Below are 12,407 nucleotides of genomic sequence, written 5' to 3' on the forward strand. Positions count from 1 at the left end.
CTATCAGTCGAACGCCCGTGGGTGGGGATCCGAGGTCAGCCGGTAGATGTGAGACAGGCTACTCACGACGTCGTCGATCGTGGGCAGCTGTGCGGCGCGGCGCACCGCCAGCTCGCGGCGCCGGCCCAGCGCACCCGGGTCTGCAAGCAGCGCGCCGATCTCCGTCGCGATCGCCCGCGCGTCCCCGACCTGCACGAGCACCGCTGCGTCGCCGGTCACCTCCCGGGTGCCGCCCGCGTCGGTGGCCACGACGGCCGCCCCGACGCGCAGCGCTTCCTGGACGCCGAGCGGCTGCCCCTCCCACACCGCGGTGCTGACGACGACGTCCGCGGCGGCCATGAGGTCGACCGCGTCGGTCCGGGCGCCGAGCAGACGGACGGGCACCGCACGCAGAGCGACGTCCGCGCGCAGGGTGCCCGCGAGCGGGCCGTCCCCGGCCACGACCCACACGAAGCGCAGCCCGGGGGCTGCCACCAGGAGCTGGGAGGCGGCCTCGCAGAGGGTATCGAGGCCCTTCTGCGGGGCCAGCCGCCCGACCGTGACGAGCAGCCGCTCGTCGGCCTCGAGGCCCAGTCCCGCACGCACCGCGGCAGCATCTCCGCCCGGCCTGCCCGACGCCGGAGCGAGCGGCGCGGGAACCAGCGCCCGTTGCGCCTGGCGTGCGCCGCGACGTCGGGCCAGCTCGACGAGGTCGCTGCTCACCCCGAGGACCTCGTCCGCGCCGCGACCCACCACGGTCTCGAGCACGGCGGAGACGGCGCGGACGGACCGCGAGCCCACCGGAAGGTTGTGCAGGGTGACGACCATGCGGGGCCGGGCACGCCGGGGCAGCGACCGCGCCGCGAGCACCGCGAGGGCCCCGGCACGCAGCCCGTGCGCGTGCAGGACGTCGCAGCCGGCCGCGAGTCGGCGCAGCGCTCGAACGGCGCTCACGTCAGAGGCTCGCGGGCGGTCGGCGATCTCGACCGCGGCGAAGCCGACCCGGGGGGCGGTCACCACGAGCCCACGCACGGACTCCGGACCTGCCACGACCACCTCCGCACCGAGGCCGCCGTCTCCGGTCGCGCTCAACGCCGCGGAGATCTGACCGACATGGCGGGCTACTCCCCCGGCGCTCGAGCCGAGAACCTGCAGGATCCGGGTCGGCCCGTCGGCCGTGCGGCGCTCAGTCATCTGCCTCGTCCATCTGCCTCGTCCTCGGGTGTGGTGATCTTGGGCTGTGCGGGGTCAGCGACCTTCTCACGCGCGCCGCCCCGCCGCACGAGGCCAAGCAGCGTCCGGTCGCCGGCGGCCAGGACCGCGGCCACCACGATCAGGGCGACCAGCGCAGCGGCCACGCCGATCGCGAACGCGACCACGGTCGATGCCCTGCCCGGGAGCGCGACCGTGCACAGCACGTGGCCCAGTGCGGCTCCGGCCGCTCCGCCCACCGCGAGCACGACGGCGGTCCGCCCCACACCGCCGATCGCGGCGGCGCCCGCCCGTCGGCGCAGGGCGACCAGCAGGACGATCCCGGCCACGCACATGCCGGCCGAGTTCGCCGCGCCGATCGCGGCGAGAGTGATCGTGCCGTTCTTGGTGCCGCCCGTGAGCACGGCAGGCACCACGACGGCGAGCACCGAGACGACCGCCCAGCCAGCTGCCGCCCCGATCACGGCCGAGCGGCCCCCGTCGAGCGCGTAGAGCGACCTGGACAGGTGGAACAGCAGCGCAAAGCCCACCAGGCCGGGGGCCGACCACGCGATCGAGGTGGCCATCCCCTCCACGCCCCCCTTGGTGAAGCCGAAGAAGGACTCGACCGCGGGCGCCACCGCGATGAGTGCCGCGGCGCCCGCCCCGGAGACGGCGAGCACGGCGCGGGTCGACATCGCGCTGAGCCGGGCGAAGCCGGGGGTGTCCCCAGCGTCAGCGCGTGCCGCCAGCCGCGGGAAGGCGCTCGTGGCGAGCGGGACCGCCAGCACGGCGTAGGGCAGCACGTACACCGCCTGGGAGTACTGGTAGATGTTGAAGGTCGCGCTGTCCCCGAACTTGTGCGCGGCGTACAGGACCGCGAGCACGGAGATCTGCTGTGCAACGAGGGCCCCGATGCCCGCGAAGGCCAGCCGGCGGGCCCGGGTGCCCACGCCGGTCGGGAAGGTCAGCGTGGGGCGCAGCCGGACGCCGGTGCGCAGGGCCGGGATGAACAGCGGCAGGCTCATGGCCGCCACGCCGGCTGTGGTCCCCCACGCGAGCCACCCGAGCGCGGTCGCCGAGAGCTGGTCAGGCTGCCCCTGGTGGCCGTCCGCAAGCCGCCCGAAGACGATGTATGCGCCGATGACGACGATCGAGGAGAACATCGGTGCGGCCGCCGGCCAGAAGAACCGCCGGTTGGCCTGCAGCACCCCAGACAGCACCACCCCGACGCCATACAGAGGGACCTGCAAGGCGAAGATCATGAGGAAGTACGCGGCCACGTCGGCCTCGGCGCCAGTCCCCACATCCGGTATCAGCCCGACGATCGGCCGGGCGAACACGGCGAGCACAAGGGCCAGCGGGACAAGGGCGACGACCGCCCACGTCAGCAGCGCCGAAGCGATGTCGTTGACCTCCACGCGCGCCTTGCGCAGCAGCGGACCGGCCAGCAGGGGCACGACCGCGCCGGCCAGGGCTCCCCCGGCGGCCACCTCGAACAGGACGTTGGGCAGGACGTTCGCGGCCGCGTAGGAGGCAGCGACGCCTCCGGTGCCGAGCTCCTTGGCCTGCACGAGCCACCGCCCGAACCCGAGCAGCCGGCTGAGGACCGTCACGGCCGTGATCATGATCGCCGCGCCCGCGAAGGTCTGGGTCGCGGCGATCAGCCGGGCCCTCACTCCGGTGCGCTGTCCGTCGCCGTGGGGGCGCGTCGCCCCCACGCATCCACTGCGGCGAGCCACGGCGTGCCCGCGATGACCCGGGAGAAGCTCACCTTCTCGCTCGCGACGGTCAGGGCCACCAGGGCGGCGAGCGTGACCGCCCGGACCGGCCGTGGGGCGCCGAGCGCAAGGGTCGCCCCGAGCAGCGCGCCAAGAGCGTTGGCGCCGCCGTCGCCGAGCATGTCCGCCTCGGCAAGGTCCGCGCGCGCGGTCCCGAGAGTCGCGCCGAGCACTGCAGCGGGGGCGGTCCCCAGCCCGGCCGCTGTCATCGCCGTGGCGGCCAGCGCGCTGGCCTTGAGCGCCCGCCCCGGGCGCAGGTCGAGGAGGTTGACGAAGTTGGCCGAGGCCGCGATCAAGGCACCGTCGAGCGCGATGTCCAGGACGCGCACCGGTGCGGACGCCCTACGGTCGGAGGCGATCGCGGCCGCGATGAGCGCCGCGCCACCGATTCCCAGGACCTTGAGGCCACCGGTCGTGAGCTCACCATGCAGCGCCGCGGTCAGGTGCCCACGCAGCCCTTTGGACCGAGAGCTCGTGTCCTCGACGAGGTCGTCGTAGATTCCGAAGGCCCCGGCGCCGATGACGGCGACCACCTGGGCGACCGTCTCGCGTCCCCCGCGATCGCAACCTGTCGGGGTGCGCTCGCTCGACGAGTGCGCGCCGCCTGCCAGGACGCCCGCCACGAGGCCGGCAACCGCGGCCGGTCCTTCGAGCAGGCTGATCGGTTCACCGCGGTGGTTGCGCCGGGTCCACCGCTGCTCTCCCCCGGGCGCACGAGCAGCGAGCCCCGCCCGGGCGGCCGCGGTCGCCGCCGCGGAGACGACGCCGGCCGTGAGCCACCGTCGCAAGGTCATCCGGCATCGCCCTCGGCGGGAGGCTCGGCGCCACCCGCGTCCGGAGCAACGTCTCCACCGGAGGGGACGCGGGTGATCGGCTCGAGCGCGACCGCGGGAGGCGCCGGGGCCGTCGCACCGGCGCCGAAGCCGAACTGGCCGACCTGTCCGCCGATCCGGGCGGCCAGCGCCAGCGGGACATTGACCGCACCGGTGATGCTCGACAGGTCGGTGACCGTGGTCAGGGTGGACGCGAGGGCGCTGTCGGCGCGGATCACGGAGATGAGGTCGCCCTCGACTGGTGCGGTCCCGGCCACGACGGCGCCTTCCGACCCGGCCTGGGCAGCCACGACGAGCTTGACCTCGATCTCTGCGGCCGCCGCGATCGCGGTGGCCTCCGCGGTCTTCTCAGCCCCGGACTCCGCCTGCTTGGGGGTCAGGATGACAAAAGCGTCGGCCGGTGCCTGCGGGTCGGTGAGGACCTCGATGAGCTTGCCGTCCACGAGGATCAACCGGACGAGGCCCGCGTCGGAGGAGAAGACGTCGGGGTTGGCAGGGTCGGCGTCCGCCAGGGAGTTGACCAGAACCTGGGCGAGCGTGGTGTCGAAGCCTTCGGCGGCGGCCGGGTTGTCCAGGTACTCCGTGAGGGAGGTCGCGTAGGACTGGCGGGTGTCGGCCTGGGCGGGATCGGTCCACGCGTCGGTGACCTGGACCCGGGCGCTGACGGTCGCGCCGGCGGCCAGGATCTGCTGCGCTGCGCTGTCGTAGACCGCGTCGTCGATCGTGCCCAGCTGGATGATCGCCACCCGGCGTCCGGGAAGCACACCCTCGAGCAGGGACGGCGCGGTCGCCGCGACGAAGGACTCGGTGTCGGTGAGCGCGGTGTGGGCGCCGTCCAGCTCCGTGCGCAGCGCATCTTTGTCGGAACGCAACGCGTCGACCTGCCCGGTGAGCTGGTCGCCGATGGACTCCTTGAGCGGGCCTGCCCCGAGGATGATGCCCACGGCGAGGGCCAGGAAGACCGAGATGAGGGAGACGATGTGGTACCGGAAGTCGATCACTGGAGACAAACTTTCTGAGACGGGACGAGGAGGGCGGGCGACGTCGCTGCGGTCATGACGTCCACCACGCGAGGTGGTAGAGCCACGACCAGAGGTCGTCGAACCGGGCGCCCATGAGACCGAGGAAGGTCTGCCCGACCGAGGTCGAGACGATCGCGGCGATCACCGCGATGATCCCCGCGAAGGCCAGGAGGATGAGCTGAGCGTTGGAGATCCGGCGCCGGTACAGCAGGGAGACCCCCTTCGCGTCGACGAGCTTGCCACCGACCCGCAACCGGGTCAGGAAGGTGCTGGCCATCCCGGCCCGGCCCTTGTCCAAGAACTCCACGAGCGTCGCGTGCGTGCCGACCGCGACGATGACCTCGGCGCCCATGTCGTCGGCGAGGAGCATCGCGATGTCTTCGCTCGTCCCGGCCGCCGGGAACACGACGAAGGGCACGTTGAGCGCCTGCACGCGCTCCTGGCCCGGTGCCCGTCCGTCGCGGTAGGCGTGGACCACGATCTCGGCTCCGCACCGCAGCGTCTTGTCCGAGACGGAGTCCATGTCACCGACGATGAGGTCGGGGGACCAGCCTGCCTCGATGATCGCGTCGGCTCCGCCGTCGACGCCGATGAGGATCGGGCGATACTCCTTGATGTAGGGCCGCAGCGTCTGCAGGTCTTCCTTGTAGTGATAGCCGCGCACGACGATGAGCACCTGGCGCCCGGCGATCTTCGTGCTGATCTCGGGGACGCCGACGCCGTCGAGCAGCAGGTCCTTCTCGCGCAGCAGGTAGTCCATCGTGTTCGCCGCGAACGACTCCAGCTGGGCGGACAGCCCTTCGCGGGCTTCTTCGAGGGCGAGCCCGACGGTCTCGGTGTCCTGGACGATCCCCTCGGCCACGAGGGTCGTGCCCAGGTAGACCGAGCCGTCGTCCACGCGCAGCGTCTTGCCCTCGCGGATGGACATGATGTCCGCGCCGAGGTCGTCGATGAGCGGGATGCCGGCCTCGAGGAGGATGCTGGGACCCAGGTTGGGGTAGCGGCCCGAGATGGACTTGGCGGCATTGAGGACGGCGGCCGGTTGCGCGGCGACCAGGGTGTCCGCGGCCACCCGGTCGATGTCGAGGTGGTCGATCACGGCGATGTCGCCGGGTCGTATCCGTTTGGTCAGGTCCTTGGTGCGACGATCGACCTTCGCGGTGCCCACGATCCCCTCGAGGAGTGCACCGGAGTCGTGCGCGGACGTCTTTCTGGTGAAGAGCTTCATCGCCCTCATGGTCTCACAGCTGCCAGGGCCAACAGCTCTGCCGCATGACTCAGCGCCACTTCGGAGTCCTCCTGACCGGAGAGCATCCGCGCGAGCTCTTGGACCCGGTCGGTGTCGTCGACCACCCGGATCCCGGACTGCGTGATGGCGTCCTCATCATCCGCGCTGGCCCCGGGGGGCCCTCCCTCGCGGGCCGATGTGCCCTTCGTCACGACGAGCTGGGTGTCGGCGAAAGCAGCAACCTGCGGGAGGTGGGTGACCACGATCACCTGGGTGGTCTGGGCGAGGCGGGCGAGGCGACGCCCGACCTCGAGGGCGGCCTTGCCGCCGACGCCCGCATCGACCTCGTCGAAGATCATGGTTGGCGTCCGGCGGGCACCGGAGGCGTCGGACGTCGCCAGCGCCACCTCGATCGCGAGCATCACACGGGAGAGCTCTCCCCCGGATGCGCCCTTGCCGAGCGGGCGGGGTGGTCCCCCGCGGTGCGCGCTGAGCAGCATGGCCACGGAGTCGGCGCCCCAGGGCCCCAGCTCGTCGAGGACGTCGACCACGACGAGCAGGGTCGCGCCCGCCATCGCCAGGCCGGTGAGCTCCTCGGTCACGGCCGAGGCGAGCGACGCCGCTGCGCTCGTGCGGGCCGAGGTGAGGTCGGCCGCCAGCGCAGCCAGCGTGACGTCGAGCCCGGCGACCTGCTCGCGCAGCAGCTCGATGCGGCCGTCGTCGTCCTCCAGGTCCGCCAACCGCAGTCCAGCGGTCCCGGCCCAGGCGATGACGGCGTTGACATCCGCTCCGTAGGAGCGAGTCAGGTGCCCGAGCTGGGCTCGGCGCGCCTCGACCGTCTCGAGCCGCGCCGGGTCGGCGTCGAGGGCCGCGAGGTATCCGGAGAGCTCGGCGGCGATGTCGGAGAGCGTGTAGCCGACATCGCCGAGCCGGCGGCCGATGGTTGCCAGCGCCGGGTCGAACTGCCCGCCGTGCTCGGCGAGGCGGCGCGCCCGGTCCACGATCTCGATCGCATTCGCGTCGATGTCGGAGGCCACGTCGCCCAGGTCGTCGCCCGAGACGGCGGCGAGGGAGTCCTTGGCCGAGATCCGCAGCTCCTCGGAATTGCTCAGCCGCTCGGCCTCCTGGGAGAGCTCGGTGTCCTCGTCGGGGAGCGGGCCGGTCCGCTCGACCTCGGCGAGGCCCAGGCGCAGCAGCTCCGCCTCCCGGACCCGCTCCTGAGCCCGCTCGGTGAGCTCGGTCAGCTCACCGGCGGCCTTCATGCGGTCGTTCCACCGCCCGCGGTAGGCGGTCAACAGCTCGGCCAGCCCTGCCCCCGCGAAGGAGTCGAGCGCCTCGCGCTGGCGCTGGGGTGAGCGCAGCCGCATCTGGTCGGACTGGCCGTGGATCGTGACGAGGTCGTCGGCGAGCTCGGCGAGGACCACCTGCGGGACGGAGCGGCCCCCCAGGTGGGCGCGGGAGCGTCCCTGCGCCGCGACGGTACGCAGGATCACCAGGGTGTTGTCCTCGTCGAGGACGCCGCCGGCGTCGTCGATCTTCTCCGCCAGGCCGGGCACGTCGACCAGGGCGCGGCCTTCCACGACCGCGGACCCCGTGCCCGAGCGCACCGTCTGGGCGTCGGACTTGCCGCCCATGAGCAGCCCCAGCCCGGTGAGGATCATCGTCTTGCCCGCGCCGGTCTCACCCGTGATCGCGGTCAGCCCGGGCGAGAACTCCACCCGTGCGCGGCTGATCACGCCGAGGTTCTCGATGCTCATCTCCAGCAGCACGGCGTTACCTGACCTGTTCTGGCGTGTGGTCGCTGCCGTGGACCCGGAGGTCGCCGGCATGCTCCTCCGCCGCTCCGCGCCACCCGACGACCGGGAGCGAGAACTTGCTCACCAGCCGGTCGGTGAAGGGCGCCTGGTTGAGCCGGGCGAAGCGCAGCGGCCTCGCGCCGGTGCGCACCTCGACCCGGGACCCGACGGGCAGCTGCGTCCGACGGCGGCCGTCGGCGATGAGCACACCCTCGCCGCCCGAGCGGGTGGTCACCTCGACCGCGAACTGTGAGCGGGGACCCACCACGAGCGGGCGGGCGAAGAGTGCGTGGGCAGAGAGCGGGACGAGCAGCTTCGCGTCGACGTCGGGCCAGATGACGGGTCCTCCGCCGGAGAAGGCGTGCGCGGTCGACCCGGTCGCGGTGGCCATGACCACCCCGTCGCAGCCGAAGGACGACAGCGGCCGCCCATCCACCTCGATAGCCACCTCGATCATCAGAGTTCGTTCGCTCTTCTCGATGGTCGCCTCGTTGAGCGCCCAGTCCTGGACCGGTTCGTCGCGACCGGGCAGGTAGATGAGGACGTCGAGGACACCGCGCTCCTCGACCACGTAGTCGTGGGCGGCGATCCGGCGCACCGCCTCGGGGAAGTTCTCCCGCTCGCTCTCGGCGAGGAAGCCGACGTGCCCGAGGTTCACGCCGAAGAGCGGGACCTGGGTGCCGTGCGTGATCTCCGCCGCGCGCAGGATCGTCCCGTCGCCGCCGAGCACCATGACGAGCTCGGTGCCGTCGAGGGAGCTGCGCGCGTCGTCGAGCTCGAACTTCTCGGTGCCGAGCTCGGTCGCGAGGTCGTGGTCGTGGAGCAGGACGTCGAAGCCGGCTGCGCGGAGCTCGGGCACCGCCTCACGTAGACCGACCACGGCTTCCTGTCGTCCGCCGTGGGTCACGACGAGGATCTTGCGGGTCACGATCGTCCTCCGGTGGTTGGTGTCGCAGTCGCGTGGGCCCAGTGGGCGACCGTCGTCGCGCCGAGCGGGTGCGCCACGGCCCGCTCGATCGTGTCGTCCTCGGGGCCGATCGGCCCCTCGGCGCGGGTGAACCACACAAAGTACTCGCGGTTGCCGTGCGGGCCCGGCAGCGGGCTGGGGATCACCGCTCGAACACCGACCCCTGCAGCGGCCGCCGCCGTGGTGACGGTCCTGATGGCTTCGCCGCGCAGCGCATCGCTGCGGACCACCCCGCCGTGCCCGAGGCGTTCGCGTCCCACCTCGAACTGTGGTTTGACCATCAGCAGCAGGTCCGCGTCGCGCGGCACCGAACGCACGAGCGCCGGCAGGATCAACGTCAGCGAGATGAAGGAGACGTCGGCGACGACCACCCGAGGCCGGGCGGGCAGGTCGTCGGCGGTCAGCTGGCGTGCGTTGAACTTCTCCATGACGACGACGCGCGGGTCCTCGCGGAGCACCGGCACGAGCTGGTCGTGCCCCACGTCCAGGGCGATGACGGTGCGGGCCCCGCGGCGCAGCAGGACGTCGGTGAAGCCGCCGGTCGAGGCTCCCACGTCGAGGCAGACGGCTCCGGCGATCGGCGGACCGCCGTCGCCGAGCGCTCCGAGCACACCGTCGAGCTTGAAGGCCGCCCGAGAGACGAAGCCTGGGTCGTCGACGTCAGGCTGCACGGTCAGGACGGAGTCTGCGGTCACCGGGGTCGAGGACCGGGTGACCACGACGCCGTCGACGCTGACCCGGCCGTCTTTGAGGTGGGCGGCGGCCTGCGTGCGCGAGCGAGCCAGGCCGCGGCGCACGAGCTCGGCGTCGAGACGTCCGGACGATGGTTTCTGGGGAGCCTGGGTGCTCACGGGAGGTGTCCCTCCGCGTTCCTCGGTCACTCGTTCTCCGGTTCCTCGAGGACCGCCTGGAGCGCGTGGTGAATCGACTCGAGCACCGTGACGTGCTCGGCGACGGGCAGCGCCTCCAGCGTATCGAGGGCACTGAGGATCTCTGTGAGGTCTTCAGCGCCGGCAATCGGCGACATTGTCTCTGTCACGCCACTCATCTCCTCGTGCACCGGCGCGACAGGACCGCGCCGATCAAACTTGTCAGACCGCCACCGTACCGCGCCGGTCGACCGTCCTGGTGTCACCCACAGAAACCGCCGCGGGCTGCGGGCTGCACAGCGCGCGACGGATCCTGTCGCAGGTCGCATGACGGGTCACACCGCGAGATCAGGAACGGTCGTCGGGTCGACGACTCCCCCGGCGTCGGTGAAGGCCCAGGCCGCGGCGCAGGCGGCGCGCACGAGGTCGACCGGATCTGCGTCCGGTGCTCCTTCGCGCACCTCGAGGCGGCCGCCGGTGACGCGGGCGGCCGACCCGTCGCACTCCCACCAGCCGCCGGCGGCCGCGGTGGGCGCGGTGTGCGGGACGAGAAGGCTGCGCAGGTCCGCGCCGATGAAGTCGGGACGCTCACCCGGGTGGGCGAGGATGTCGTCCCGTGCGCTGTTGACACCGGTCAGCACGTGGAGTCCCGGGTACCCGCCGGCACGGGCGCCAGCCAGGTCGGTGTCGAGCCGGTCGCCGACGACGAGCGGTCGGCTGGCGCCGGCCCGCTCGATCGCCATGGCGTACATCGCCGGCGAAGGCTTGCCGGCGCTGAACGGCTGGACCCCGGTCGCCGCGACGACCGCCCCGACGAGCGCGCCGTTGCCCGGGGCGAAGCCCCGCGCCGTCGGAAGCGACAGGTCGAGGTTGCTCACCACGTGCACGGCCCCGCCGGCGACCGCGTACGCGGCCTCGGCGAGGTCGGCCCAGCCGAGGCTGGGCGCGAATCCTTGCGCCACCGCGTCCGGTGCATCATCCGCAGACTGCACGACGACGTACCCCGCCTCGGTCACCGCGGTGACCAGGCCAGCCCCGCCGACCACGAGGACGCGAGCCCCCGGGTCGACGTGGTCGCCGAGCAGGCGCGCGCAGGCCTGGGCGGCTGTCATGACGTCCTTCGGCTGGGCCGGGATGTCCAGCGAGGTGAGCTGGTCGGAGACCGACTCCGGCTCACGGGAGGCATTGTTCGTGACGAACACGAGACGCAGCCCCGCCGCCCGCGCAGACCGCAGACCCTCAGCGGCGAACTCGATCGGCTCATGACCCTTGTAGGTCACGCCATCCAGGTCAACCAACGCGAGGTCGTAGGCCTGCGCGAGCGGGATCGCGCTACCGAGCAGCGTGGCGCTCACGCCTCGTCCTCGTCACCAGCACTGACGGAGTCGCCGTGGTCGGCTTCGGTGTCGGAGTGGGCAGAAGAGCTGTCACCAGTCGTGCTGCCGGCGCGAACGATGTCAGCGGTCTCGTCGAGGGTGTCCTCGTCGGAGTCTGCCTCGTCGCCCGTGTCAGCGTCGCTGTCGTCGTCCGCGTCGTCTTCGTCGGAGGAGGAACCCTCGTCGGAGGCGTCGTCGGAGTCAGTGGCGGCGTCGTCCTGGAGGTCGAAGACGACGACATCGGCGTCGACCTCGGGGTCGGCCAACGTGGCGCGCTCTTTGGGGGTGAGCGTGGCGAGCAGCGCAGCGGCCTCGACCGTACGCCCCGCTGCCTCAAGCACGCCCAGGCGAGCCTCGATCACGCGCACCGCGAGCTCGCGGTTGCCCTTGGGCACCGTGATGGCCGCGAGCACGGCCTCTGCAGCCTCGGCCTCGCCGAGGTCGAGGCGCGCGCCGCTGACCACGATGGCCAGCTCGACGGACTGCGCCTCATCGAGGGTCGCAGCCTCAGGGGACGCGGCGAGGGCGATCGCACGCTCGGGGCGCCCGAGGCCACGTTCGCAGTCGGCCATGATCGCCAGGTGCTCGGAGGAACCGTTGAGCCGGCGCACCGTGCGGAGCTCGCGCAGCGCCTCGGCGAAACGACCCGTGCTGTAGGCAGTGAGCCCAGCAGCCTCGCGGACGATGTCCACGCGTCCGGCACGCCGGACCGCTTCCTGAGCGTGCTGGTAGGCGAGCTCGGGATCGATGTCCATGAGCTGGCCGGCCGCCACGAGGTGCAGGCCGACGACCTCGGCGTTGTCCTTGGTCAGCGTGCGCAGACGACCACGTGCGTCGCGGTCGAGGTCGGAGAAGGAGATGCCCTCGGGCAGCGCAGGTGCGTCGACGCGAGTCGACTCCTCACCGCGGGGTGCGGACGAACGAGGTGCGCTGGAACGGTCGTCGCGGTTGAACGCAGGACGCTCGTCCCGACGGGGGCCACGGTCATCACGGGGAGCGGACGAGCGAGGCGCAGAAGAACGGTCGTCGCGGTTGAATGCGGGACGGTCGTCGCGGCGCGGGCCGCGGTCATCACGGGGAGCGGACGAACGGGGAGCGGAGGAACGGTCATCGCGGTTGAATGCGGGACGCTCACCGTAGGGACGGTCATCCCGACGCGGACCACGGTCGTCGCGCGGAGCGGACGAACGAGGTGCGCTGGAACGGTCATCGCGGTTGTACGCAGGACGGTCGTCGCGCGGTGCCGACGAACGGGGTGCGCTGGAACGGTCATCGCGGTTGAATGCAGGACGCTCGTCACGGCGCGGGCCACGGTCATCACGGGGAGCGGACGAACGGGGTGCGGAAGAACGGTCATCACGGTTG

11 protein-coding genes are annotated in these 12,407 nt (G+C 72.3%); all 11 read right to left on the reverse strand.

Annotated features, from left to right (window positions below; translation table 11 throughout):
• Nucleotides 1-3 precede the first annotated feature (3 nt).
• Nucleotides 4-1,173, reverse strand: coding sequence for a glycosyltransferase family 4 protein (locus BLQ50_RS14375; protein ID WP_093184956.1), 1,170 nt, complete (start codon nt 1,171-1,173; stop codon nt 4-6).
• Nucleotides 1,170-2,891: a murein biosynthesis integral membrane protein MurJ gene (gene murJ / locus BLQ50_RS14380; protein WP_245701242.1), complete on the reverse strand. Its 1,722-nt coding sequence runs from the start codon at nt 2,889-2,891 to the stop codon at nt 1,170-1,172. Before murJ ends, BLQ50_RS14375 begins: the two co-directional genes overlap by 4 nt.
• Nucleotides 2,846-3,745, reverse strand: a complete 900-nt coding sequence (locus BLQ50_RS14385; RefSeq protein WP_093184959.1) for a hypothetical protein — start codon at nt 3,743-3,745, stop codon at nt 2,846-2,848. The genes murJ and BLQ50_RS14385 overlap by 46 nt, the downstream gene beginning before the upstream one ends.
• Nucleotides 3,742-4,785 carry a copper transporter gene (locus BLQ50_RS14390; protein WP_175559139.1) on the reverse strand — a complete coding sequence of 348 codons (1,044 nt, stop codon included), beginning with the start codon at nt 4,783-4,785 and terminating at the stop codon, nt 3,742-3,744. Before BLQ50_RS14390 ends, BLQ50_RS14385 begins: the two co-directional genes overlap by 4 nt.
• Nucleotides 4,786-4,837: 52 nt before the next feature.
• Nucleotides 4,838-6,034 (reverse strand): putative cytokinetic ring protein SteA, encoded by a 1,197-nt coding sequence (steA, locus tag BLQ50_RS14395; RefSeq protein ID WP_093184964.1) that lies wholly within the window; start codon nt 6,032-6,034, stop codon nt 4,838-4,840.
• A 5-nt stretch (nt 6,035-6,039) separates the two neighbouring features.
• The gene (gene recN / locus BLQ50_RS14400) at nt 6,040-7,863 is read right to left on the reverse strand and encodes a DNA repair protein RecN (protein WP_245701244.1); all 1,824 of its coding nucleotides are present in this window, start codon (nt 7,861-7,863) and stop codon (nt 6,040-6,042) included.
• Nucleotides 7,808-8,758, reverse strand: a complete 951-nt coding sequence (locus BLQ50_RS14405) for an NAD kinase (RefSeq protein WP_093184969.1) — start codon at nt 8,756-8,758, stop codon at nt 7,808-7,810. Before BLQ50_RS14405 ends, recN begins: the two co-directional genes overlap by 56 nt.
• Nucleotides 8,755-9,648, reverse strand: coding sequence for a TlyA family RNA methyltransferase (locus BLQ50_RS14410; RefSeq protein WP_093184972.1), 894 nt, complete (start codon nt 9,646-9,648; stop codon nt 8,755-8,757). The genes BLQ50_RS14405 and BLQ50_RS14410 overlap by 4 nt, the downstream gene beginning before the upstream one ends.
• Before the next feature lie 26 nt (nt 9,649-9,674).
• On the reverse strand, nt 9,675-9,836 hold the full coding sequence (locus tag BLQ50_RS18685) for a hypothetical protein (protein WP_175559140.1): 162 nt from the start codon (nt 9,834-9,836) through the stop codon (nt 9,675-9,677).
• Between the two features lie 165 nt (nt 9,837-10,001).
• The gene (locus BLQ50_RS14415; protein ID WP_093184975.1) at nt 10,002-11,021 is read right to left on the reverse strand and encodes an HAD-IIA family hydrolase; all 1,020 of its coding nucleotides are present in this window, start codon (nt 11,019-11,021) and stop codon (nt 10,002-10,004) included.
• Nucleotides 11,018-12,407: hypothetical protein (locus BLQ50_RS18860; protein ID WP_217629177.1), on the reverse strand; the 1,390-nt coding region annotated here is incomplete at its 5' end. The genes BLQ50_RS18860 and BLQ50_RS14415, both read right to left, overlap by 4 nt.

This window comes from Sanguibacter gelidistatuariae (assembly GCF_900096585.1).
Taxonomy (GTDB): Bacteria; Actinomycetota; Actinomycetes; order Actinomycetales; family Cellulomonadaceae; genus Sanguibacter; species Sanguibacter gelidistatuariae.

Coding starts and splice junctions, on each gene's coding strand:
- BLQ50_RS14375 (WP_093184956.1), bottom strand. CDS start 1,173: ATGACTGAGCGCCGCACGGCCGACGGGCCGACCCGGATCCTGCAGGTT.
- recN (WP_245701244.1), bottom strand. CDS start 7,863: ATGCCGGCGACCTCCGGGTCCACGGCAGCGACCACACGCCAGAACAGG.
- BLQ50_RS14385 (WP_093184959.1), bottom strand. CDS start 3,745: ATGACCTTGCGACGGTGGCTCACGGCCGGCGTCGTCTCCGCGGCGGCG.
- steA (WP_093184964.1), bottom strand. CDS start 6,034: ATGAAGCTCTTCACCAGAAAGACGTCCGCGCACGACTCCGGTGCACTC.